We start from the raw sequence: 24,393 nt of genomic DNA, 5'->3' as shown, positions 1-24,393 counted from the left end.
GGCCGGGCGGTGGCGATCGGGCGGCCCATCTGGAACACGGTGTGCCGGGTGTTGGACGCGGACCTGAACGCGGCGCCGCAGGGCGTGGCGGGCGAGCTGTATCTGGGCGGCGCGGGCCTTGCCCGGGGCTACCTGCACCGGTCGGCGTTGAGCGCGGAGCGCTTCGTGGCCGACCCGTTTACCGAGGGTCAGCGGCTGTACCGCACCGGGGATCTGGTGCGCTGGCGCGAGGATGGGGCGCTGGAGTACCTGGGGCGGCTGGACCATCAGGTCAAGATCCGAGGTCTGCGCATCGAGCTGGGCGAGATCGAGGCGCGGCTGCTGGCCGAGCCGGGGGTGGAGCAGGCGGTGGTGGTGGCCGCGGCGCAGCCTTCGGGCGGCCAGCGGCTGGTGGCCTACGTGGCGCCGCTGGGCGTCCAGGCGCCGGCGCTGCGCGAGGCGCTGGGGCGGAGCCTGCCGGACTACATGGTGCCGGCGGTGATCCAGCCGCTGGCGGCGCTGCCGCTGAACGCCAACGGCAAGATCGACCGCAAGGCGCTGCCGGCGGTGCAGGCCGAGGCCTCGCAGGTGTATGCAGCGCCGCAAGGCGAGATCGAGCAGGCGTTGGCGCGCATCTGGGCGGTGGTGCTGGGCGCGGAGCGTGTGGGGCGGCACGACAACTTCTTTGARCTGGGCGGGGACTCGATCCTGAGCCTGCAGATCGTGTCGCGGCTTCGGGCGGCAGGRTGGCGCATCACGCCGCGCCAGATGTTCGAACGCCAGACGGTGTCGCAACTGGCGGCCGAGGCGGTGGCCGAGAGCGGCCAGGCGGCTGCCTCGCAGACCGAGGGCGAGGTGCCGTTGCTGCCGATCCAGGCGGACTTCTTCGCGCAGCCGCTCGCGCGGCCGCAGCATTGGAACCAGGCGGTGCTGCTGGAGCCGGGCGCGGCACTGGATGCGACGGCGCTGACACGGGCGCTACRGGCGGTGCTGGCGCAGCACGACGCGTTGCGCCTGCGCTTCGAGGTCGATGCCGAGGGCGGCGTGCGCCAGGTCTATGGACCGGCGCCGCGCGCCGAGGGCCTCGCAGACCGAGGGCGAGGTGCCGTTGCTGCCGATCCAGGCGGACTTCTTCGCGCAGCCGCTCGCGCGGCCGCAGCATTGGAACCAGGCGGTGCTGCTGGAGCCGGGCGCGGCACTGGATGCGACGGCGCTGACACGGGCGCTGCAGGCGGTGCTGGCGCAGCACGACGCGTTGCGCCTGCGCTTCGAGGTCGATGCCGAGGGCGGCGTGCGCCAGGTCTATGGGCCGGCGCCGCGCGCCGAGGAGATCCTGTGGCGCCGGGATGCCGCCGACGCCACGGCGTTGACGGCGCTGTGCGAGGCGGCGCAGGCCAGCCTGGACCTGAGCCAGGGGCCGCTGCTGCGCGTGCTGCTGGCGGATCTGGCCGATGGCTCGCAGCGGTTGCTGCTGGCGATCCACCACCTGGTGGTGGATGGGGTGTCGTGGCGGGTGCTGCTTGAAGACCTGCAGTCGGCCTACGATCAGGCGCTGGCGGGGCAGGTCATTACGTTGCCGCCCAAGACGGCCAGCTACAAGGACTGGGCCCTGGCGCTGGCGCGGCACGCTACGCGCCTTGACGGCGCACGGGCCACCACGGGCGATGCGCCGGACGTTCCGGACGCCTTGCCCTGCGCCCGTCCCCAGGGCGCCAACACCATCGCATACGCGGCGACCGAACGCATGTCGTTAGACGCCGCGCAGACGGAGGCGCTGCTCAAGGCAGCGCCGGCCGCCTACCGAACCCAGGTCAATGACCTGCTGTTGACGGCGCTGGCGCGCGCACTGAGCGCCTGGAGCGGCCAGGATCGCGTAGCTATCCAGCTTGAGGGCCATGGGCGGGAAGACATATTCCCGGACCTGGACGTGTCGCGCACCGTGGGCTGGTTCACCACCCTTTATTCGGTGGTGGTGGATGCCGGCGGCTCGCCTGAAGCCGCCCTCAAACGTGTCAAGGAGACGCTACGCGAAGTGCCTGACCACGGCCTTGCCCACGGCCTGCTGCGCCATCTGGACAGGGTGGAGCGGCGCGGTTCGTTGGCGTCGTCGCCACAGGTGCTGTTCAATTACCTCGGACAGCTCGATGGCAGCTTCGACGGCGCGGCCGCTTGGCGGCCTGCGCGGGAATCGGCGGGTGCGAGCCAGGACGCGGAATCGCCGCTGGGCGCCGAGTTCGCCGTCAATGCCCAAGTGCTGGACGGCCGGCTCAGCGTTGCCGTGACGTACAGTGCCGCGCGCCACGATGCGCTGGCGGTGCGCGGTTGGGTCGCTGGGTTGCGCGAGGAACTGCTCGCCCTGGTGGCCCACTGCACGAGCGGCGCCCGTGGCGTCACGCCCAGCGACTTCCCGTTGGCGGGCCTGGACCAGGCGCAGCTTGACCGCCTGCCATTGGCGCCGGAGGTCGTACAGGATCTGTATCCCTTGTCTCCCATGCAGCACGGCATGTTGTTCCATAGCCAGTACGACACCGGCAGCGCGACCTACGTGAACCAGCTGCGCATCGATATCGGCGGGCTCGATCCGACGCGTTTCGAGCAGGCCTGGCGTGAGGCGGTGGCGTGCCACGAGGTGCTGCGCACGGGATTCCTGCAGGGTGAGCCGCCACTGCAATGGGTGGCTCGAAGCCTGCCGCTACCCATCAGCCGGCATGACTGGCGTGGGCGCGGCGACGCGGGGCAGGCGCTGGACGCGCTGGTCGGCGACGATCGCGCGCGGGGCTTTGACCTTGCCAGCCCGCCGCTGATGCGCCTCAGCCTTGTCGAGCTGGACGGCGCGCGTCATCATTTCATCTGGACCCATCATCACCTGCTGCTCGATGGCTGGAGCGTGTCGTTGCTATTGGGCGACGTGCTGCGCCGATACCGCGGTGAAACCGGCGGACCCGCGGCAGGGCGCTATCGCGATCACATCGCCTGGCTCACCGGGCGCCCGATGGAGCAGACCCGCCGCTATTGGCAAGACCTGCTGGCCGATGTCGATGCGTCGGCGCGGCTCGCGACGGCCAGGAGCAGTCCGGCGCAAGCCGAATCGGGAACAGGCCGACTGCGGCTGACGCTGGACGAAACACAGACCGCCATGCTGATGCTGGCCGCCAAACGCATGCGCGTGACGCCCAACACGTTGGTGCAGGGGGCATGGGCGGTGTGGCTGGCGATGCAATCGGGCCAATCGCGCGCGCTGTTCGGCGCTACGGTGGCTGGCAGGCCCGACAGCCAGCCAGGCACGCAGGCCATGCTGGGACTGTTCATCAACACCTTGCCGGTATGCGTTCCCGTCGTGCCGGATCAGCGCATCGACGAATGGCTGCGTGCGCTGCAGGCGCAAAACCTCGCGTCGCGCGAGCACGACCATGCTCCCCTGTACGAAATCCAGAAATGGGCGGGCCAGGCCGGGCGTGATTTGTTCGACAGCGTGCTGGTGTTCGAGAACTATCCGATCGATCAGGCCCTGCGGGAGCAGGCGGACGACGGGCTCACATTCACGCAGCCCGAGGTCCGCGAAGAGGTGAACTATCCCCTGATGCTGAGCGTGTCGGGAACCGCGAGCCTGACGCTGGACCTGGTTCATGATCGCGCCCATTTCGGCGTTGCCGATGCAGAGGCGTGCGCGGCGCGCATGCGCCACCTGCTGTTGGCGTTGTGCGATGCCGGCGCCGTGCGCTTGGGCGATCTGCCGCTGGTCACGGCGCGCGAACACGAGGCCATGGCGCGGTGGGAGATCAATTCGACGCACGATGCGGCGGCTCTTCCATTGCCGCGCCAGATCGAGGCCATGGCGCGACAGCGTCCGGATGCCATCGCGGTGTCCGGAGACGGCGTGCGTCTGTCGTATGGCGAGCTCGAGACGCGCGCCAATCGTCTGGCGCACAAGCTGATCGAACTGGGCGTCACCCCGGGATCGCGGGTGGCGCTGGCGGTGACGCGCGGCGGGGCCATGCTGGTGAGCCTGCTGGCGATCCTGAAAACGGGCGCCGCCTATGTGCCCATCGATCCGGATTATCCCGCCCAGCGCATCCACGACACCCTTGAGGACTGCCAGGCGCGCCTGATCCTGACCCAGGTGGCCGTGGCGCAGCGGCTGCCCCGGGTGCCCCGGCTGCGGCAGCTGGATCTCGATAGCCTGGACCTTGCCGGCATGCCCGGCACGCCCGTCCGCGTGCCGTTGCATGCGCATGATCTGGCCTACCTGATCTACACCTCCGGTTCGACGGGCAAGCCCAAGGGAGTCATGATCGCGCACGCGGCGCTGACGAATTTCCTGGGCGCCATGCGCGGCGTGACGGGCCTGGGCGCCCAGGACACGATCGTCGCGGCCACCTCGCTGTCCTTCGACATTGCCGCGCTCGAACTCTATCTGCCCTTGGTCACGGGAGGCCACTGCGTCGTGGCGGACCAGACCGTTGCGCGAGACGGGGCGGCGCTGGCTGCGCTGCTGCGCGACAGCGGCGCGACCGCGTTCCAGGCCACGCCGGCGGGCTGGCGCGCCATACTCGCGGGCGGCTGGCGCGCACCCCATGCCGGGTTCAAGGGGTATTGCGGCGGAGAGGCGCTGCCGCTGGATCTGGCCCGCGCATTGACAGAGGGCGGCGTGGCGCTTTGCAACCTCTACGGCCCAACCGAGACCACGATATGGTCGGCTTGCGCGGCGGTGGACCCCTTGGCGCCCGAACTGGGCACGCCCGTGGATGCGACCTCGCTGCGGGTGCTTGATGCCGGCTTGCGGCCGGTGTGGCCGGGAGCCGTGGGCGAGCTCTACATTGGCGGCGCGGGCCTGGCGCGTGGCTATTGGCGGCGTGCGGGACAGACGGCCGAACGTTTCGTGGCCGATCCCTTCGTACCGGGTGCCCGCTTGTACCGTACCGGAGACCTCGTGCGCCGTCGCGCCATGGGCCAATTGGACTACCTGGGCCGCGCCGACCAGCAGCTGAAGATCCGGGGCTACCGGATCGAAGCCGGAGAGGTCGAAGCCGCGCTCGCCGATCTGCCGGGCGTCGCCGAGTCGGTGGTGGTGGCGCGCGGAGAAGGTGGGGATCAACGGCTGATAGGCTATCTGGTCGCGGAGGGCGGCGCGACGCTGGATCCTGAAGCCATGCGGCTGGCGCTCGCGCGGCGGCTGCCCGCGCAGATGGTGCCCAACGTGCTGACGGTGCTGCCCCGCCTGCCGCTCACCCCCAATGGCAAGATCGATCGAAAGGCCCTGCCCGCTCCGGAGACACGCCGCCATGCCGACGAGCCGCCCGAGGGCGAACGCGAAGTGGACCTGGCCCGGATCTGGTGCGAGGTGCTCGGGCTGGACGCAGTCGGCCGGCACGACAACTTTTTTGAGCTGGGCGGACATTCGCTTGGCGCGATGCGCGTGCTGGCGCTGGCGCGCGAACGGCTGGGCGCGGGCCTCGGCCTGAGCCTGCAGGACCTGATGCACACGCCGACGCTGGCGGCGTTGGCGGCGCGGAGCCGTTCGCCGCTGGTGCCGCTGAACCGCCCGGTGCCCGGGCCGGCGCTATACGTCCTGCACGCGGGCATGGGGACGGTCATGGACTATCTCCCTCTCGCGCGGCAACTGAGCGGCGGGGTGGCCGTGAAGGGGCTGGTCTGCCGCGGCCTGCAGGATGGCGCGCACCTCGACCACAGCCTGGCGCAGATGGCCGACGACTATGCCACGCTGATCCGCGCGGACCAGCCGCGGGGGCCGTATCTGCTGGGCGGCTGGTCGCTGGGCGGCGCGTTGGCCGGCCTGATCGCGCACCGGCTGGAGGCGGGCGGCGACGCCGTCGCGCTGCTGGGCATGATCGACCCCGCGATTCCCGGCGACGACCTTGTCGACGTGCGCCCGTGGAACCAGGCCTTTGAAGAGGCCCTGGGGCTGTTGTTCCCGGGCGAGCGCCACACCGGGACCTTGCCGGCCGAAACCGGGGATCCCCGGCGGGACGTAGCAGCCGTGCGCGTTGCGCTGGAGCCGCTATACGCGCGCGCCGCGGGCAGGAGGACGTCTCGCTATGGCCAGGCTGGCATGGACGAAGTAGCGCGCATGTTCATCACCGGCCGCATGCTGGCGCGCGCCAGTCATGGACCGCAGGAAGCGCTGCCGTGCTCCCTCGCGGCGCCGATGCACTGCTGGTGGACGGCAACGCGGCCGGAAACCGAGCGCGCCGCGTTGAGGGCGCAGATGGGGCCTTGCCGCCCCATCGAGCATGAGATCGACGCCTTGCATGCGGACATCGTCCACGATCCGATTCTGGTCGATGCGCTGGCGGACGCGGTGCTGCGGGCGGCGCGGCAGGCCCAGGCAGGCAACCCGGAACAGGGAGGAGCGATGGCCGCGGCAGTGCCGTAAGCGGCCGGCGTAGTGTCAGGGGCGGGTCGCGCGGCGGCCCGCCAGCGCCCGGGACTGATGCTTTTTCCACCAGATCACGATGCCGGTGATACTGAGGAGCGCCGTCACCAAGCCCAGCGCGCAGACCACGATGCGGCCCGCCAGCCCGCCGATCTGGCCGCTGTGCAGAGGAAACTGCAGTTGGGTGAAGACGTCGGCGGGCGTGCCCTGGCCGGGGACGGTGGCGCCGACCAGCGCGCCGCTCTGGGCGTCGTAGTACAGCAGGGGCGCACCCAGGCCCAGGCCCCGATCGTGGTGCGAGGGCCACAGCAACGCCAGATATAGGCCCAGTGAGCGAAAGTGGCTGATGCCGCTGACACGCTCGTCCCAGCCCTGCGACCGGGCGTGGTCGTCCGCGCGCTTGCGGATGGCGTCGAAACCCAATGCGGCGGCCGGATCGCGCGCTGGCTCCGGCGTGGCCGCCGCGGGAATCGGAGTGAGCGTGGAGACGGCAGACAGCGCCGGCCGGAACAGTTCTTCGCGCAGATTGAGATAGGCGCTGCTCAGCGCCAGCAGAATCAGCGCGACCCACAGCCACAGGCCGAATGCGCGATGGAGGTCCAGATTGAGCCGATAAGCACCCGCGCCGCGCTTGATCATCCAGGCGGGTTTCCATTTTGAAATTCGCGGTGCGCTTCGGGGAAGGGTGAGGTAGAAACCCACGAAGCTGTCGAGCAGCCAGATCAGCGCGATGCCTCCCATGAACCACCAGCCCCACAGGCCCGGCAGGAACAGGCTGTGATGCACCTGCAGCATGAAGGGCACGAAGTTCTCCGGCTGCAGGCAACAGGCCACGCGCGAGCGCCTGCCTTGCACCTCGCCCGTGCCGGGATCCACATACACCTGGTCATAGGCGAGCGGGGAATGGCCTGGCCGCGCGGATACAAAGGCGAAGGCGGTGTGGCCAGGCACCCCGTCAGAAGTCAGATAGTCGACCTGCAGGGCCGGGTCGGACTGCTCCAGGCTTCGGGCGAGCGCATCGTAGCCCAGCGGCGGCAGCTCGGAACGCGCCTGGTAGAACCGGGGGTTCAGCCAGGCGTCGATGTCATGTCCAAAGGCAAGTATGCTGCCGGTCAGCCCCGCCACCGTCAGGAAGATTGCGGTGAGCAGACCGGCGTAGCGATGCACCCAGACCCATGTCTGGCGGTCGGCCAGCCCACGATGGAGACGGGGGCCGGCCCGGCTCATCAGAAGTCGATGCTGGCCGACAGCATGTAGGTGCGCGGCGCCGCGTACGTGACGGTCTGGTACGCCGGCGACGAATCCCAGTAGCGGCGGTTGAACACGTTCTCGACCGCGGCGCGGAACACGACCGGATGGTTGGAGATTTTGGTGGCGTAGCGCGCGCCCAGATCGAAACGCGTCCATGAGGGCACGGTTTCGGTGTTGGTGGCGTTGAACGGGATCGACGAGGTATAGATCATGCGCGCGGTGGCCGTCAGACCCGGAACCTGCGGAATGTCCAGTTCGGCGCCCAGTTTTACCGACCAGGTCGGGATACCCGCCGCCTTGGCGCCGTTGAATTGGCCTCCGGGGGTGTCGGTCAGGATGGCGCGCGTCCAGGCAGCGCCGCCCAGCAAACGAAAGCCGCGCATCGCTTCGCCAAACACCTGCAGCTCCAAGCCGCGATTGCGCTGTTCGCCGGCGACACGATAGACGTTGTCGGCGCCCAGGAATCCGCTGGGGCGCTTGATCTGGAACGCGCTGAGGGTGGTCGAGAAAGTACCCATGTCGACCTTGGCGCCGATCTCCATCTGCTTGGAGACGAAGGGCTGGAACACCTCATTGGCATTGACCGCCGTGGTGGGCGCCACCGGGCCTTGCGAGAGCGCCTCGACGTAGTTGGCGTAGAGCGAGAGCTTGTCGATCGGCTTGACCACCAGCCCGACCGCCGGCGTGTTGGCGCTTTGCTTGTAGTTGGACTCGAACGCGCCGGTATCCCACGCGTAGGCGTTGACATCGATCTTCTGGTGGCGCATGCCCAGGGTCAGCAGCACGCGTTCATCAAGCGCCGACAGGGTGTCGGTGATGGCATAGCTGCGCAGATGCATCGAGGACAGCGGCGTGAGCGGTCGGTCGAAGTCCAGGCCCGTCGGCTCGGGCAGGTCGGCCGGATCGTAAAGGTTGCTCTCGGCGGACCAGCTCGTCTGCGGCTGGTAGTTCGAGATCTTGGAATCGTAGTCGGTGACTGCCAGCACCGTGGTGTGCTTGATCGGGCCGGTATCGAAGCGCAGCCGCATGTTCAGCTCGCCGCTGCGTGTCTTGTTCTTTTCCTCGAGCGCGCTCGGGAAGAAGTTGACGTCGCCATCGGTGTTGGACAGCACGCCGAACGGCGTATTCATCTTGCGGCGGGTCTCGGCTGCCCCGAAAGCTCCGCCTATGCTCAGGTAGTTGGTCACGTCATATTCGGCGCGCGCCATGCCGAACACGTAGTCCTTGTCCTGGTAAGACCAGGTCGGCCACAGATTGGTGTCGCCGCGGGGCGCCTCGGGCAGTTCCGGGGCCGCCACGAAGAAGTTGCTTTTGGCGCCCGTGATCTTCTGGTTGCTGGCTCCCATGTCGGCGCTGGCACGCAGGCGTTCGCCACGATAGTCCAGGCCCAGGGTGACGTTGGAGGCGCGCTGCTTTTCGTGGTCGACCGCGGAATTGCCGTCGCGGTAGGCGGCGTTCAGGCGCACCCCGAAGGCGTTGTCCTGTCCAAAGCGGCGCCCGATATCGACGTTGGCGCCCAGATTGCTGTCGCTCATGTAGTTGGTGCTGAGGCGAGTCAGCGGCGTGTCTTCGGCGCGCTTGGGCACGAGGTTGATCGAGCCGCCGGCCGTGCCGCGGGGCGAGCTGCCGTTGATCAGCGTGCTCGGACCCTTGAGGATTTCGACCCGCTCGATGCCTTCGAGCTGCACGCCTTCGGAGCTGGCGATGCCGTACAGGCCGTTGAAGCCGATTTCCGCCCGGTTGACCTCGAAGCCGCGGATATAGAAGTTGTCGAAATACCACGGACCGCCAACCGCCACGCCGGGATCGTTGGCAATCAAATCGCTCAGACTGCGCGCCTGCTGGTTCCGGATGAGTTCGGAAGTGAAAGACATGACGCTGAACGGCGTGTTCATCATGTCGACATTACCCATCAGGCCGAGGCGGGCGCCGCGGCTGACCTGGCCTCCCGCATACACCGGCGGCGTGTCGTCCGGCCTGGCTTCGGCCGCACCCGTGACGGTGATCGACGGCAATTGCTGAACCTGCGCGCCGCCGGTGGCGTCTTGGGCAAACCCGCTGGGCGCCCATGCGGCGGCGGGCAGGCCCGCAGCCGCAGACAAAGCAAGCACGAGCCTGCGTTTGCAAGAGGGGAAAAGCATAAAGTGCTCCGATGTCATGGATGGAAAATGCCGACTGTCCAGAGAGGAAAGTCCTCAAGAAAACCCGTCAATCACACTCGCTGTCAGGACCGTCCGAAAGCCCGGTCCGTGATCCCCCAGGCAAGCGCAATGCCCACGCCGCGCGCTTCGCAGCGCGGTACAGGCCATTTCCATACATACACGAGCACTTCATTGTTCTTGTTTGCCGCCGGGCCGCGTGCAGAGGGCCCGGCAGGACGATGCCGCGGGCACCGTCCCAGGTACTTGCCACGTTCACGACAGAGCGCAACAGTACGTATCAGGGTAAGTATAACTAAGAATCAGTATCAATCAAGAATTTCAATGTGGAAACCAAGCCGGCGGTTCGGCCTCCGTCTCGCGGGGACGAATGCCGGGATTGCGGTCTGTCACCCCAGTTCCAGGGACAGCGAGGCATCGAGGATCGCCGCCACGCGGTCGATCTCATTGGCGGTGATGATGAGCGGCGGCAGGAGGCGCAGCACGCTGGAATGCCGTCCGCCGAGCTCCAGGATCAGACCGCGCCGCAGGCAGGCCTGCTGCACGCGCGCGGCGGCCTCGCGCGCCGCGGGGCGATGGCCCAGGTGACTGGAAGGACCGGCGGGATCAATCAGCTCTATCCCGGCCATCAGTCCGCGTCCGCGCACATCGCCTATCACCGGATGGCGCAGTTGCAGCTGCCGCAGTTGATCGCGCAGGCGCCGGCCCATCGCCGCTGCGTGCTCCACCAGCCCTTCGGCCTCTATGTGGCGCAGCGTGGCCGTGCCTGCGGCCATGGCGAGCTGATTGCCGCGAAAAGTGCCCGCGTGCGCGCCGGGCTGCCACAGGTCGAGATCATTCTTGTAGACCACCACCGACAGCGGCAGGCCGCCGCCGATTGCCTTGGACAGCACAAGCACATCCGGCACGACGCCGGCATGTTCAAAGGCGAACATCTTGCCGGTGCGGCCGAAGCCGGTCTGGACTTCGTCCACGATGAACGGCACGCCGCTGCGCTCGGTCAGGGCGCGGACGCCGCGCACCCATTCATCCGCCGCGGGAATGACACCGCCTTCGCCTTGCACGATCTCCGCGATCAATGCCGCGGCGGCGGGCACACCGCCTTCGGGATCGGTCATGACGCTTTCGAGGAGATTCAGGCTGTGGGCGACCGTTGTCGCCGGGTCCGCGCCGAACGGGCTGCGATATTCGTAGGGGTAGGGCAAGAACTGCACGCCGGCGTTGTTGCCGCCCAGGGCGCTCTTGGCGCCGAGATTGCCCATCAGGTCCAGGGTGGTCTGTGTCATGCCGTGGTAGGCGCCCTGGAACGCCAGCACCATGCGCCGCCCGGTGGCGATGCGCGTGAGTTTCAGCGCCGCTTCCACCGCGTCGGCGCCGGTCGGCCCGCAGAACTGCACCCTGGCCTTGCCCGCGAGGGCCGGCGGCAGCAGTCCAAAAAGCGTTTCGACGAACGTGTCCTTGACGGGCGTGGTCAGGTCCAGCGTGTGCAGCGGCAGGCCATCGCGCAGCACCGCCTGGATTGCCTCGATCGCCACCGGGTGATTGTGGCCCAGCGCCAGCGTGCCGGCGCCCGCCAGACAATCGATGAACACGCGGCCTTCCACGTCTTCCACATAGATGCCATGTCCACGGCGTAGCGCAATCGGCAGGCGTCGCGGGTAGCTGCGTGCATTCGATTCGCGCGCGCTTTGCCGCTCGAGCAGCGGATTGCTTCGCAACTCATAGGGGTGCAGCAGGGGATCGCGACCCTGGGCCCACGGAAACCGGGCGGTGAATGGGGCAGACGATGGCGGCGCGGACAGACCGATGGCAGACATGGAATTCTCCCTGAGGGTTGGAGCCGGGCAAGGGGGCGGTATAAGCCGCGACACGGCCGGGCGCATGAGCGCCGCGGCATCACGGGCGTTCCCAAGCTAGACGGGGCGGGCCCGGCTTTGTTTAGCCCGCCCCGCCTGGGCGCAAGGCCGGGTACTAAACAAATGGCGCGTCTGGCCGTCTATCAGCAATACGCACCGCACCATGCGGAAGGCAAACCATGCGCGAGGCGGGATGAACGGTTCGAGATGGGGGGACGCCGCCATACGCGCGGTGGCGGCGATTCTGGCTGCCATGGCCGGCGTGGCGCCGGGCAAGGCCGCCACGCCAGTGGAATTGCGCCGCACCGGGGACGGCACGCCGCATATCAGGGCGGCCGATATGCGGGGCGCGGGGCTGGGAGCGGGATATGCCCAGGCCGAAGACGCGCTGTGTACGCTCGCGGACGCCTATGTCACCTTTTCGGGGTGGCGCGCCTACACGTTCGGCGCCGAGGACCGGCCCGCCTACAACGCCACCTACACCGGCGCCAACAATCTGGAGCTCGACGTTTTTTTCCGCGTGTTCCTGGGGCCGGAGCCGCTGGCGCGCTTCAAGGCCGCGCAACCCGCGCCCATCCGGCAGCTGGCCGAAGGTTACGCGCAAGGCTACAACCGCTACCTCGCGCGGGCCCGCGCCGCGCCGCATGCCGCCAATGAGCCCGCCTGCCTGCGCCAGCCGTGGGTGCGGCCCATCGATGCCGACGACGTCTATCGCCGCATCCAGGCCGCCTCGCTGGCCGCGGGCTACGCGCGCTTCATCCCGGAGATCGTCAACGCGGCGCCGCCCGGACGCGCCGCACCCCTGGCCTGGGGAAGCACGCCCGCCGGCGCCGTGGCGCCGGCCGACGCCTGGCACGTTGGCGGCGTGGCCGGACTCGGCAGCAATGTCCTTGCGTTTGGCGCGGACGCGGGCATGGCATCCGGGGCGCGCGCAAGTGCGGTCCTGTTCGGCAATCCGCACTGGTTCTGGGGCGGACCCGACCGCTTCTATCAGATGCATATCACCGTTCCCGGCGAACTCGATGTAGCTGGCGCCGGCTTTCTGGGCGTGCCGCTGCCGATGATCGGGTATACCGGCAACGTAGCGTGGTCGCACACGGTGTCGGCGGCGCGGCGCTTCGGCCTGTTTGCGCTGCGCCTGCAGCCCGGCGATCCGCTGCGCTATCGGGTGGACGGGCGGACCGAACCCATCCGGGCCCGGCGGGTCGACGTGCCGCTGCGCGGTCCCAGGGGCGAACCACGGCAGGTGCGCCGAACGGTCTACGAGAGCGGGCTGGGCACGATCGTCGACCTTGCCGGCAAGGCGCCGCAGCTCGGATGGACGGCCCAAAGCGCGATCGCGCTGCGCGATATCAACCGAGACAACCATCACGTTTTCGCCACCTATCTGGCCTGGGCCCAGGCCCGCTCGCTCGACGAGTTCGTGGCGATTGCCCGCCGCGACCTGGCCATGCCTTGGGTCAACACCGCCGCGATAGGGCGGGACGATCCGCGCGCCTGGTATGGCGACATGGGCGCCGTCCCCAATGTGCCGGACGCATTGCGCGTGGCTTGCGCCACGGCGTTCTCCCCGCTGGTGGCGCAGTGGGACCCGGCGATTCCGATGCTCGACGGCAGCCGTTCGACCTGCGGCTGGCCGATAGACCCCGCCACGCCGCTGCCCGGCCAGATGCCGGCCGACAGGTTGCCGGCGCGCTTTCGCGCCGACTATGTCGCCAACATGAACGACAGCTACTGGCTTGCCAGCGCCGCTCAACCCCTTGAAGGCTACGACGCGGTCCTGGGCGGCGAGCGGCAGCCGCTGTCGCTGCGGGCGCGCCATGGGCACGCCATCGCGCGCCAGGCGCGCGAAGAGGCGCGGGGCGACCCCGGCCGTCTGGCCCGCTTTCTGGAGACCGAGACGCTGGCGGCGCGCGATTATGCGGCCATCGAGTTCAAGCCGGCGCTGCTGGAGGCGGCTTGCGCCAGCCCCCCGTATGCCTCGCTGGCCGAGGCCTGCGCGATTCTTTCCCGGTGGCGCGCGACGGCGGGCGCGGGCGATCGAGGCGCCTGGCTCTGGAGCGCCTTCTGGCAGGCGGTAGAGGCGTCTCCCGCGGGCAAGGCGGGCACCCTGTACGCGCGGCCGTTCGACGCCGCCGACCCCCTGAATACGCCGGCCGGCATCCGGCTAGGGCCCGGGCAGGCGCGCGCGGCGCTGGCCGCGGCGGTGCGCAACTTGCATGAGCAGGGGATCGCCCTGGATGCGCCGGTGGGCGCCTACCTGAAGGTACCCTCGCCCGCAGGCCCGATCCCACTCTATGGCGGATGCGGCAGCGGCTACTTCACCATTGCCTGCCCCGCGGAGCCCGGTGGCGGCATGGATGGGCGGGCACACGCCAACACCTACCTGCAGATCGTGCGGTTCGGCGCCGATGGCGTGCAGGCGCGTACGCTGCTGGCCAGTGGAGAACGCGAGACGGCCTGGAGCGGCGGTCCGGGCAGCGAGGTTATCCGGCGCTACGCAGAGCGCCAGTGGACGCCGGCGCCCTGGCGCGCCGAAGAGATCGAAGCCGCGCAGATTTCGCTGCGATTGCTGGCACCGCCTTGATGCGGCGTGGTGCAACCCCGCCCTCTGGCGCGGATGTGGCCCGCTAAACATCCGCGGCCTTTAACCGTCTTATTCGAAGACACTCACCGGCTCGGGGCCCCTACATGCTTTTTTACCTGATCAAGCAGTCGCGCGGTTTGGTGGTGACGGCGGCATTCGCCAGCATCCTGGCCGGCCTGAGTTCGGTCTGGCTGGTTACGCTGATCAACACGGCCATTACCGTCGACCCCGCGGGGCGCGCCGCCTTGGCTTGGCGCTTCGCGCTGGTGGTCGTCGCCGTACTGGTCTTCACCATTACCGCCAACATCCTGTTCCAGGTCCTGCGGCAGAAGGCGGCCGCCGACTTGCGCGCAAAGGTCGCCGAGCGCGTGATGGACGCGCCCATCCGGCATCTCGAGCGGCTCGGGGCCGGCAAGGTGCAGTCGGCGCTCGCCGACCATGCGATCCATGTCGCGCAGTTTTTCGTCAGCCTGCCCGGCGTGCTGACCAACGGCGTCATCGTCATCGGATGCATGGTCTACCTGGCGACACTGTCCGGGTATGTGTTTTTGGCGGGCGGCGCCGTGATCCTGTGCGGCTCCATCGGCTATTGCTACGCATACACCAAGGCCATTCACCATCTGCACCGCGCCTCCGAAATGCAGGATCGCCTGTTTGGCCACTTCCGGTCCCTGACCGACGGCGCGAAAGAACTGCGCCAGAACCGCCGCAGGCGCGAACGCTTTGCCGCGGACGTGCTCGGCCGTTCGATCGCGCAGGTCAGCCGCGAGCGCGTGATCGGCATGTCGATCTTCGAGGCCGCCGTGGGGTGGGGAAACTTTCTGATCTACGGCTTCATCGGTCTGGTGCTGTTCGTGCTGGCGGCCGACGTGCCGAACCAGACCCGCGTGATCACCGGCTTTGCACTGATTTTCGTGTACATGGTCTCGCCGTTGCAGGCGCTGCTCAATTCATTGCCCGAGGCCAATATCGCGCGCGTGGCATCCCGACGCATCGACGAACTGACCGCCGGCATGGTCGGCAGCGAAAATCTCGCCGGCATCGAGGCCCCCAAGGCATTCACCCGCATCGACCTGCGCGGGCTCAAGCACCGCTACTTCCACGAGCAGAGCGACGAATTCTTCGAGCTGGGCCCGATCGACCTGAATCTGCTGCCGGGCGAGATCGTGTTTTTGGTGGGCGGCAACGGCAGCGGCAAGACAACCCTGGCCAAGCTTCTGGTCGGCCTGTATCCGCAGGATGACGGTGAGCTGCTGCTCGACGGCGAGCCCGTGACCGACGCGAATCGCGATACCTACCGCCAGTTGTTCTCGACGATCTTCTCGGATTTTCACCTGTTCGATCAGTTGCTGGAAACGCCCGGGCAGGCGCACGATGAGACCGGCAACCGCCATCTCGAAAAGCTGCACCTGCACCATAAGGTCAGGATACGCGACGGCGCCTTCAGCACCCGCGAGTTGTCGCAGGGGCAGCGCAAGCGCCTGGCGCTGGTCGCCTCCTATCTGGAGGACCGTCCGATCCTGGTGTTCGACGAATGGGCGGCCGACCAGGATCCGGTGTTCAAGCGCTTTTTCTATCGCGAGGTACTGCCCGAGTTACGCGCTCAAGGCAAGACCGTCCTGGTCATCTCGCACGACGATCGCTACTTCAGCGTGGGGGACCGCGTCGTGCGCCTGGAAGAAGGCAGGATCGTGTCACAGGATGTCTCGCCGCTGCGCGGGACACACCGGCCACGCGCCGCCCCGGATGCCGCCGCCGCGGAAGGACTGTCTTCCGATAATTCGGATGCGCCGGAAAACGCTCCGTCCGACGCACGGATACAGCCCGCCAGCACGGCCGCCTGAGCCTCTGCATGCCAGCCACGGGTCATCGTCAGCCGGCGTTGATCGCTCTGGATTTGCGCGGCAGATTCTCCGGCGCGAGCGGGCAGGCTCCGCAATAGCGCGGTTCACCAAGCTTGTAGTAGAGACAGCAGGCCCGATGGACCTGGACGGTGCGCGATGGCGTGCCGGGCGTGGCGGGCAGAAGCACTTCACGCGGCGGTTGGAACAGGGGGTTGGAGCCGCCGCCGGGTGGTCCGGCCGGATCAAGGCGCGTCCAGGTCGGATCCTCCAGCAGGGCGCGCCGGTCCTCGGTGGAGACGCGGGCGAACGCCGGCTGCTCCTGGCCGCCGTCGAACACGGCCTGCACGTGCCGTGCGACGTTTACCCACGCAATGCGGCGCGACAGCCCGGTCAAACCGTTCAAGGCTTCCGTCAGCGGATCGAGATGCCGAAAAACCAGCGCCTCGTAGCGTACCTGCGCAGCCGCTTCGGGCGCTTCGCGTCCGGGACCTGTCACATAGAAACGCACCGGCTGCCCGTCCGGATCCACGTCAAGCCACATCTCCGCCGGCAGCGTGGGCAATGCATGGCGAAACAGCGTAAGCGCTGCCATCGAGTAGGGCAGGAGCGTCCAGAGATATCGCATATGCCACATCGAGGCCGAGGCCCTGAGATCGGTTCCGGCCGCCTTGAGAAAGGCGTGATTGCGGACCAGGATGCCGTGCAGCAGAAGGGGTTCGGCCAGCAGGCGTGCGACGGACACGGCGTCGGGCGGCGGTTCGGCTTCCACGAGCGTTCCGGCGCTGTCGGCCAGCGGGCCGGTGAACAATGGCGCGAGTCTCTCGACAATGGAGACTGCCGGATGGGCGGTCGCTGACACGGGTCAATGCGCGCATTCAGCGGTGGCGGCCCCGTCCCGGCGGCCCCCGTGTGCGCCGGGCTTGAGCAGCTGGCTCAACAGCCAAAGCCGCCGCGCATGCATGAACATCTGAAAATGAAGCGGATCCTTGCTCAACCAGTCGGCCAAGGGGGCGGGCAGCGGCCAATCGTTGCGGTAATCCGGTCCCAGGCGGTTGAACACCCAATCCATTGCACAGGCGGAAATGCGATCGCAAGGCTCATTTTGCATGCCGGGCTCCCTGGACAAGGCATACATTTACAGACGCGTTGACGCCGGCTTTGTTTAGTTCGACTTTGAACGGCCCTGGTCAAAGGGGGGGTGGCGCCCTGTTCAGCATGGCGAATGTTCCCTGCACGCATTCAGCCATCCGCCGGGCAAGGGCACTGGTTGGAAAATGATCCGAAGTCACGGCGTAGCTATGAAATTCGACCCTCTCCGAAAAGGGAATTTCGCGCAGGTCCGGGACGGACAGGGCCCGCGACACGACGGGGTTGACGATGGACACGCCGAGCCCTTTGCTGACCAGGGTGCATATCGTCGTGGCGTAGGGCGCCTCGATCGACGTGATTCTTGAGTCATTCGGAAAGTGGCGGTCAATCGCCGCCCGATTGAAGCTCCCGGCCGGCAAAGAAATAAAGTTCTCGTCATTGAAGTCTGAAGGCTTCAGGACCTTTTTCGCGGCAAGCCTGTGGGAGGTGTTCACGATGCCGACGCCATGGGCGGTGTTGAGACGCTGATAACGCAAGCCGGGAACGTCCGTCTGAATCGAGCAGAATCCGATGTCGCAGAAGCCGGTGGCCATCCACTTCGCCACGACGTCGGAGCCTCCGGTGCTGACCACCACGGGTATATCCGAGGCCTCCTGCCGGAACAGGCGGATGGCGTCCGGCAAGACGCATTGCGTGATCGATCCCACCGCGGCCACCCTGAGCAGGCCCGTTCCCCTGCGGCGGATGGAGCTGGCGCTGTCGTTCAGCGACTCCAGACCGATGAATGCCCGCTCCACATCGGCATAGAACGCCTCTGCCTCGGGCGTGGGAACCAGCCGCGTGCCGACGCGTTGGAACAGGATGAAGCCCAGCGTCGTCTCCAGCAGCGCTATCCAGCGGCTGACATTCGGCTGCGATGTGTGGAGCAGGCCGGCCGCCGTGGTCATGGACCGCGTCATCATCACGGCGCGAAAGGCCTCGATCTGTTTGAAGTTCATTGGTGGTTCCAAAACGTCTCGGTCAGATCATATCAATTTTGTATTCCTAGCCGTAAATATCTGATTTGACGTATGAATTGGCGCGGCAGGAGACTACGGTCTCACTGTTCTTACGCGATAAAAAAATGGAATCCAAAGTCAGCAGCCGCCTGAAGCAACCCCTCGCGCAAGAGGTGCTCACCCACATTTTTCTTCCGCGCCTGAATCGGGAGTTCCACTCCAACTTCGAGATGCTCACCCAGATCAATCTGGCGCACTTGCTGATGCTGCGCGAGCAGGGGATTCTTGACGAGGGCGCCTCGGCCGGCCTTGCGGCGGCGCTGCTCAAGATGCAGGCGGAAGGACCGGACGCCGTGGAATTGGACCCGGCGCGGGAAGAGGCCTACTTCAATTACGAGGCGCATCTCATCAAACTGGTGGGCCAGGAACTAGGTGGCCGCCTGCACACCGCCAGAAGCCGCAATGACATTGGGGCCACCATCGACCGTATCCGCGCGCGGGACTTCGCGGCGAGGATCGGGCATGCGCTGATCGCTGTCGCACAAGCCGCGCTGGAGCGGGCCGAGACGTTCGCGCACTGCGTGATGCCTGGATACACCCATATGCAGGCGGCGCAGCCAATTACTTACGGCTATTACCTTTCCGCGGTGGCGGACGCCTGGTCGCGGGATATTGGCAGGCTTCTGCATGCGATGGATACCGCGGATGCCTCCCCCTTGGGCGCCTGCGCGCTGGCTGGCACATCGTTTCCGATCGATCGCGCCGTCACCAGCGCGATGCTGGGCTTTTCTCAGCCGCTCGCGAACGCGCTGGATGGCGTGGCGTCGCGGGACTTCGCTCTTGAACTGAGCGCCACGCTGTCGATCATGATGATCACCTGCAGCCGCCTGGTGCAGGACTTCTACATCTGGTCGACGCCCGAGTTCGGCTACCTGTCCTTTCCCGACAGTATCGCAAGCACTTCCAGCATCATGCCGCAGAAGAAGAATCCGGCGGTACTGGAGTATCTGCGCGGAAAGACGGGCCACGTGATTGGCCTGACCACCGCCGCCCTGACGACAGTGAAGTCCACGCATTTCACGCATTCCGGCGACAGCAGCCGCGAAAGCACCAGGACCTGCTGGGAAGCATGCGAAGAAGCGCTGAAATCCCTCGAACTGATGAAGCTGCTGGTTGAGCAAGTCGAGCCCAACACCTCGCGCATGGCCTCCCGCGCCTCCGAGGACTTTTCCACTGTGACGGATCTGGCGGACCTGCTGGTCCGAAGCGCCAATACGTCATTTCGCGACGCCCATCACATCATTGGCGCGGTGGTCAGGCGAGCGCTTGATCAGGGGATGACGGCCAGGCAAATAACCCCGGCAATGATCAGCGCGGCGGCGGTCGAGGAACTGGGGCGCGAGATATTGCTGGACGCGGAGGATATCGGCGCCTGCCTGGACCCGGTGCGCAACGTGGCCGCGCGTCAATCGCTCGGGGGACCGGCGCCACGGCTGGTCCGGAAACATATCGAGGAACAGAGAGCCCTGCTTGGCAGGCAGCGCGATCTTATCGATGCGACGGTCACGCGGGCCGCCGATGCCCGGCAAGCGTTGCAGCGGCGAAGTCAATTGCTTGTTTCATCCGACACCGGCGTACCTTCGCGCCAGGGCGCCTGATCAATCCAACAAGGGAGTTCAATGATGCTGAAATTTTTCATCGCGCTGGTGGCTGCAATGGGAATTTGCCAGGGCGCCCATGCCCAGACGTATCCTGGCAGGCCTCTTACGCTGATCGTGCCTTTCGCCCCGGGCGGCACCGTGAATCTGATGGGACGCCTGCTGGCCAATCGCATGTCCGAGGTGCTGGGCCAGCCAGTCATCGTTGAGAACAAGCCTGGGGGCGGGGGAAGCATCGGCGCCAATTTCGTCGCGAAGGCGCCCGCGGATGGATACACGCTTCTGCTGGCGACGATGGGGCAGCAGTCGATTCAGCCGCTATTGACCAAGAACCTGCCCTACGACGCTTCCAAGGACTTTGCGCCCGTCGCGCTGTTCTCCACGGTGCCGAACGTGCTGGCGGTGTCCGCCGATACGCCGGCCAGAAGCGTCGCCGAGCTCGTGGAGTACGCAAAGCAGAATCCCGGGAAGCTGAACATGGCCTCGGCGGGCGTCGGCTCGGTCAATCATCTGACTGGCGAGCTGTTCATGTTCAGATCGGGCGCCAGATTCGAGCATGTGCCCTACCGGGGCGCGGGCCCGGCGACGGCCGAGTTGCTGTCGGGGCAGGTGCAAGTCATGTTCGCCAACCTGCCGAACGTGCTGGCTTACATCAAACCCGGAAAGCTTCGCGTGCTGGCGGTCGCCAGCGACAAGCGCAGCGCTGCGATTCCCGATGTGCCAACGCTCGCGGAGGCGGGTGTAAAGGACGCCGTGGTCGAGTCCTGGTACGGCGTCATGGCGCCAGCGGGAACCGATGCGAAGGTGATTCGCAAGCTGCAGGAAACCGTCATCGGCATTGCAAACGAAAAGGCGATGATCGCGCAGCTGGCGGAACAAGGCGCGGTGCCGTTTCCTGGCACCAGCGCCGACCTGGAAAAGCTCTCCAACGAGGAGACCGCCCGTTGGAAACAGATTATCGAGAGCGCAAGGATCCAGACGAACTGAGCGGAATCAGTCCATCTGAATGTTTGCAGTCTCGATGACAGGCGTCCACAGCTTCAACTCATCCGCCATGATCTTGGCGGATTCTTCAAGGTTGCTGGCAAACGGCACGGCGCCTTGTCGTGCCAGAGCCGCCACGAACTCCGGTTCCTTGGTGACCGCCATCACGCTGTCCTGAATTTTCTCCAGCACCGCGCGGGGCGTGCCGGCCGGCGCCATGATGCCGTACCAGGAATCCAGCACCACATCCTTGACGCCGCCTTCCGCGAAGGTCGGCACATCCGGAATGACAGAAACTCTCTTGTCTGACGCCACGCCCAGAAGGCGGACCCTGCCTGCGTTGACCAACGGCAGCACATTGGGCAGGTTCACGAACAGCGCGTTGACCTGGCCGGCCTGCAAATCGGTGGTGGCGGGCGCCGCGCCTTTATAAGGAATATGCGTGAGCTGGACATTCGCGCGATCCTGGAAAATCTGACCCAGAAGGTGATTGATCGATCCGATCCCGGCCGATCCCATGTTGAGCGCGCCAGGATTGGCTTTCGCGTAGGCAACGAACTCAGCCATCGTGGCCGCCGGCGTGTTCTGCGAGACCGCGAGCACGTTGGGTACCGATGCAAAGGTCGCTGCCGTCACCAGATCCTTATTGCTGTCGAACGTCAGCTTTTTGTACAGCAAGGGCTGCATGACCTGCCCCTGCGTACCCACCAGCAAGGTGTAGCCATCAGCGGGCGCCTTGGCGGCATAACCCGTGCCGACGACGCCGCCGGCTCCGGCCCGGTTCTCGACGATGACCTGCTTGCCAAGGTGAACGCTCAAGCGCTCTGCGATCAGACGGCCCATGACATCGACCGTGCCGCCTGGCGCGAACGGCACCACCAGGGTGACAGGTTTGCTGGGGTAGGCCTCGGCATGGGCCGTCATGCAGACGCTCAGTGCGACGGCGGTCAGGGCGATTTTTTTGAACATGGGGATGCTCCTTGGCGGTGAACGGAGGAAATATCTGGTGAGGCACATTCGGCTGGGCGGGCGGTCCTAGCGTGACCACTGCTCGACGGCCCGTGCTCGGGCCGCCGTGGCGGCGGCGAGCTTGTCCGTGCGCACCTGGAGCCACGCCTGTTGTTCGGCGACGGCAGCGATTGCGGATTGCGTAAGCTCGTTGATCCGTGGGGCGGCCGTGGCGCCCGTGGAGGTGCGTGTCTGCACGAATGCGCGGGCGTCCAGGCAGCCGCGAACTGCATCGGTCGACAGCCCCGGAGGGGGAAGATCCAAGGCAGCGGCCGCATGGCGCAACAATTCGGCGGTGACGCCACCCACTGGAATGCCCTGATCCACGCATTCGCGTACCAGACGCGCCACCAGGCTGTGGGCCTCCCGAAACGATAAATTGCCCTCGCGCACGATGCGATCGGCCAGGTTGGTGGCGGTGGACCAATTCTCATTGGCGGCCTGCGCCATCCGGGCTTCGTTTACCGTCAGGGTCGCCACCATGGCCGTCATCAGCTGCAGGCTGCCCTGGGTGGACGTGAATGCCGAGTCAAGAATGGGCACCTCGCGCATCACCACGTCGCCCGTCCCTTCTGCGCGGAACGTGGCCAGCGCGGTCGCAAGCCACGTCGTGGATCCGCCCGCCGCAAACTTCACGGCCTCCAGTCCCGCGGGATTCTTCTTTTGAGGAAAGATCGAACTCGTGCCGCAGAACTCATCCGCCGTTTGCACAAAGCCGAACTCATGGCTGGACCACACATGCAGATCCGTTGCCAGGTCGTTGAGCGTCGACATCACAAACGACAGCGCGCCGGCGATCTCGGCGGCGTAATAGGCCTCGCGCGCCAGCTTTGAATTCACGACCAATCCGTCAAACCCCAGCAATTCCCGCGTGCGTTCACGATTGATCGGCCAGGCCGTACCGGCCAGCCCGGCGGATCCCAGCGGGCTCAGGTTGACCCTGGCATAAGTCTCGCGCAGTCGATCGAAGTCGTCGGCCAGCTTGCTGCTGAACGACAGCAGATAGTGGCCGAACGTGGTGGGATGGGCGTGCTGCAAGCACGTATACCCCGGCATCAGCGTGTCGTCATGAAGAGCCGCCAGCCCGAGAATCGACTCCTGCAATGCAATGACGCCGTTCATCACCTCAACTAGATGGCGTCGCTTGTACAGCCTGCGCACCGTCGGTCCCTGGTCCAGGCGGCTGCGGCCAGTATGCATGCGGCCGCCAATCGATTCCCCCACCCGATCGAACAGGAACGCCTCGACCTGCAGTAGAAAACTGCCCTTCGCCGGATCCATCGGGAAGCGGCTGGCGCCCAGGGCCGCGATCTCTTGCAAGGCTTGCAGGATCTCTCGCGCGTGGGCAGCGGCAAGAATCCCCTGCTCCGCCAGCATGATCGTGTGAGCAATATCGACCTGAAGATACTCATCGAACTGACGGACTTCTCGCTCGAGATGAGGCTTCTCGTAGAACTCCACCATCAGCCGGGATGGCGGGGCCTGGAGCCGTGCTTCAACCAGGGTCCGGCTGGATACGGTAGTGGGGGTGCTGTTCATCAAACTCTCTCGGCTACTGTCGGCAAATGAAGGGGCATATCTCAGTACGCCCGTTGCGTTGACGCCAATATAGGTAGCCGTGCCTCATCCGTCCAATTGATTTGAATGCTACGATCCGATAAGGAATATTGATGGGGGTTGACGTGGAGTTGCGGCAGATTGAAGCCTTCGTATCGATCGCGACGTTGCGCAGCTTTCGTGCGGCCGCGAACCGCCTGTACATCACCCAGCCGGCCATCTCCATGCGGCTCGTGGCGCTGGAACGCGAGGTAGGCGCTCAGCTCATTGATCGCAGCGGCGGCGACGTCCAACTGACGGCGAAGGGCATGCAGCTCCTGCAGTTGGCCGAACAGATGTTGGAGACCTCGACCCGCTTCAAGCAACTGGCGGACGGACAGCAGAGCCAAATGCAAAAGGTCCGGATCGGCGCCACGGGCACCATCGTCAGTGCGTGGATCGTTGACCTGTTTTCAGAAATCGCCCGGGACCTGCCCCATCTGACCGCCGAACTGATCGTCGACACCTCGCCCCGTCTGCGCGAATTGTTGGAAAAGGGAGAACTGGACCTGGCGATCATCATGGGCAATACGCTGAGCGCAGGGGTGCGTAACCTGCCGCTGGTGCGGTATCAAAACCAATGGATCGCCAGCCGGTCCCTGCGTCTGCCGAAAACCATGTCGCTGCGGGAATTGGCCGAATACCGGATCATGACCTACGCCCGGGACTCGGCGACATACGGATCCGTCGAGGAACTGTTCCGCAACAACGGTCTGTGGCCGGTGAAGCTCAGTTCAACCAACTCGACCGAGGCGTTGCTCCGCATCACCGAGGCGGGCTGGGGCATCGGTGTGATCAGTGAAGCGTGCATGACGGGGGCGCGGCACGCGAAGTCGCTTCAGGTGATCACATGCCCCGTGCAGTTGCCGGAATATGAGTACGTGGCGTCCTACCACATGGATTCCGCCGGGCGCGTGGGCATGATGGTGGCGGAGCTTGCGCGGCGGGTATGTTTGCGATTGCGGGAAGAAAAAAACTGAGCTTTGGGGG

At 66.4% G+C, this 24,393-nt stretch carries 14 protein-coding genes and 1 pseudogene; 7 read left to right on the top strand and 8 right to left on the bottom strand.

What is annotated here, in order from left to right:
• Window positions 1-9: 9 nt before the first annotated feature.
• Window positions 10-981 (top strand): annotated as a pseudogene (locus ASE30_RS29175) (phosphopantetheine-binding protein); the annotation flags it as partial.
• Between the two features lie 100 nt (window positions 982-1,081).
• Entirely contained in the window at window positions 1,082-6,373 is a 5,292-nt protein-coding gene (locus ASE30_RS07660; RefSeq protein WP_162259911.1) for a non-ribosomal peptide synthetase, read from the top strand.
• 15 nt (window positions 6,374-6,388) lie between these two features.
• On the opposite strand, the gene ASE30_RS07655 is transcribed toward ASE30_RS07660, so the two are convergent.
• From ASE30_RS07655 to ASE30_RS07645, 3 genes are all read right to left on the bottom strand, one after another.
• Window positions 6,389-7,600: a PepSY domain-containing protein gene (locus tag ASE30_RS07655; RefSeq protein WP_057283702.1), complete on the bottom strand. Its 1,212-nt coding sequence runs from the start codon at window positions 7,598-7,600 to the stop codon at window positions 6,389-6,391.
• Window positions 7,600-9,735, bottom strand: coding sequence for a TonB-dependent siderophore receptor (locus tag ASE30_RS07650; RefSeq protein WP_162259910.1), 2,136 nt, complete (start codon window positions 9,733-9,735; stop codon window positions 7,600-7,602). The genes ASE30_RS07655 and ASE30_RS07650 overlap by 1 nt, the downstream gene beginning before the upstream one ends.
• Window positions 9,736-10,172: 437 nt before the next feature.
• Window positions 10,173-11,600 (bottom strand): diaminobutyrate--2-oxoglutarate transaminase, encoded by a 1,428-nt coding sequence (locus tag ASE30_RS07645; protein WP_082601494.1) that lies wholly within the window; start codon window positions 11,598-11,600, stop codon window positions 10,173-10,175.
• 232 nt (window positions 11,601-11,832) lie between these two features.
• Here ASE30_RS07645 and ASE30_RS07640 point away from each other — a divergent pair, with 232 nt between their 5' ends.
• Entirely contained in the window at window positions 11,833-14,226 is a 2,394-nt protein-coding gene (locus ASE30_RS07640; protein WP_057283700.1) for a penicillin acylase family protein, read from the top strand.
• 104 nt (window positions 14,227-14,330) lie between these two features.
• On the top strand, window positions 14,331-16,070 hold the full coding sequence (locus ASE30_RS07635) for a cyclic peptide export ABC transporter (RefSeq protein WP_082601493.1): 1,740 nt from the start codon (window positions 14,331-14,333) through the stop codon (window positions 16,068-16,070).
• A gap of 28 nt (window positions 16,071-16,098) precedes the next feature.
• Here the strand turns inward: ASE30_RS07635 and fhuF are convergent, their stop codons facing one another.
• The 3 genes from fhuF to ASE30_RS07620 form a co-directional block, all read right to left on the bottom strand.
• Window positions 16,099-16,929 (bottom strand): siderophore-iron reductase FhuF, encoded by an 831-nt coding sequence (fhuF, locus tag ASE30_RS07630; RefSeq protein ID WP_156407574.1) that lies wholly within the window; start codon window positions 16,927-16,929, stop codon window positions 16,099-16,101.
• Window positions 16,930-16,932: 3 nt separating this feature from the next.
• Window positions 16,933-17,130, bottom strand: a complete 198-nt coding sequence (locus ASE30_RS07625) for a hypothetical protein (RefSeq protein ID WP_156407573.1) — start codon at window positions 17,128-17,130, stop codon at window positions 16,933-16,935.
• A gap of 127 nt (window positions 17,131-17,257) precedes the next feature.
• Complete coding sequence (locus ASE30_RS07620; protein ID WP_057283697.1) at window positions 17,258-18,157, bottom strand: LysR substrate-binding domain-containing protein; 900 nt, start codon at window positions 18,155-18,157, stop codon at window positions 17,258-17,260.
• Window positions 18,158-18,282: 125 nt separating this feature from the next.
• Between ASE30_RS07620 and argH (ASE30_RS07615) the strand changes: the two genes are divergently transcribed.
• Together argH (ASE30_RS07615) and ASE30_RS07610 are read left to right on the top strand one after the other, a co-directional pair.
• Window positions 18,283-19,815 carry an argininosuccinate lyase gene (gene argH / locus ASE30_RS07615; RefSeq protein WP_057283696.1) on the top strand — a complete coding sequence of 511 codons (1,533 nt, stop codon included), beginning with the start codon at window positions 18,283-18,285 and terminating at the stop codon, window positions 19,813-19,815.
• Between the two features lie 24 nt (window positions 19,816-19,839).
• Window positions 19,840-20,802: a tripartite tricarboxylate transporter substrate binding protein gene (locus ASE30_RS07610; RefSeq protein ID WP_057283714.1), complete on the top strand. Its 963-nt coding sequence runs from the start codon at window positions 19,840-19,842 to the stop codon at window positions 20,800-20,802.
• 6 nt (window positions 20,803-20,808) lie between these two features.
• On the opposite strand, the gene ASE30_RS07605 is transcribed toward ASE30_RS07610, so the two are convergent.
• Together ASE30_RS07605 and argH (ASE30_RS07600) are read right to left on the bottom strand one after the other, a co-directional pair.
• Window positions 20,809-21,723: a tripartite tricarboxylate transporter substrate binding protein gene (locus ASE30_RS07605; protein ID WP_235515205.1), complete on the bottom strand. Its 915-nt coding sequence runs from the start codon at window positions 21,721-21,723 to the stop codon at window positions 20,809-20,811.
• A gap of 111 nt (window positions 21,724-21,834) precedes the next feature.
• On the bottom strand, window positions 21,835-23,346 hold the full coding sequence (gene argH / locus ASE30_RS07600; RefSeq protein WP_057283694.1) for an argininosuccinate lyase: 1,512 nt from the start codon (window positions 23,344-23,346) through the stop codon (window positions 21,835-21,837).
• A 131-nt stretch (window positions 23,347-23,477) separates the two neighbouring features.
• Between argH (ASE30_RS07600) and ASE30_RS07595 the strand changes: the two genes are divergently transcribed.
• Window positions 23,478-24,383: a LysR family transcriptional regulator gene (locus ASE30_RS07595; RefSeq protein ID WP_057283693.1), complete on the top strand. Its 906-nt coding sequence runs from the start codon at window positions 23,478-23,480 to the stop codon at window positions 24,381-24,383.
• Window positions 24,384-24,393: the final 10 nt, after the last annotated feature.

This window comes from Achromobacter sp. Root83, assembly GCF_001428845.1.
In the GTDB taxonomy this organism is placed as follows: domain Bacteria; phylum Pseudomonadota; class Gammaproteobacteria; order Burkholderiales; family Burkholderiaceae_B; genus Achromobacter.
This window is presented reverse-complemented; position numbering and strand designations above follow the sequence as displayed.

Coding starts and splice junctions, on each gene's coding strand:
- ASE30_RS07655 (WP_057283702.1), bottom strand. CDS start 7,600: ATGAGCCGGGCCGGCCCCCGTCTCCATCGTGGGCTGGCCGACCGCCAG.
- ASE30_RS07645 (WP_082601494.1), bottom strand. CDS start 11,600: ATGTCTGCCATCGGTCTGTCCGCGCCGCCATCGTCTGCCCCATTCACC.
- ASE30_RS07640 (WP_057283700.1), top strand. CDS start 11,833: ATGAACGGTTCGAGATGGGGGGACGCCGCCATACGCGCGGTGGCGGCG.
- ASE30_RS07635 (WP_082601493.1), top strand. CDS start 14,331: ATGCTTTTTTACCTGATCAAGCAGTCGCGCGGTTTGGTGGTGACGGCG.
- ASE30_RS07620 (WP_057283697.1), bottom strand. CDS start 18,157: ATGAACTTCAAACAGATCGAGGCCTTTCGCGCCGTGATGATGACGCGG.
- argH (WP_057283696.1), top strand. CDS start 18,283: ATGGAATCCAAAGTCAGCAGCCGCCTGAAGCAACCCCTCGCGCAAGAG.
- ASE30_RS07610 (WP_057283714.1), top strand. CDS start 19,840: ATGCTGAAATTTTTCATCGCGCTGGTGGCTGCAATGGGAATTTGCCAG.
- ASE30_RS07605 (WP_235515205.1), bottom strand. CDS start 21,723: ATGACGGCCCATGCCGAGGCCTACCCCAGCAAACCTGTCACCCTGGTG.
- argH (WP_057283694.1), bottom strand. CDS start 23,346: ATGAACAGCACCCCCACTACCGTATCCAGCCGGACCCTGGTTGAAGCA.
- ASE30_RS07595 (WP_057283693.1), top strand. CDS start 23,478: ATGGGGGTTGACGTGGAGTTGCGGCAGATTGAAGCCTTCGTATCGATC.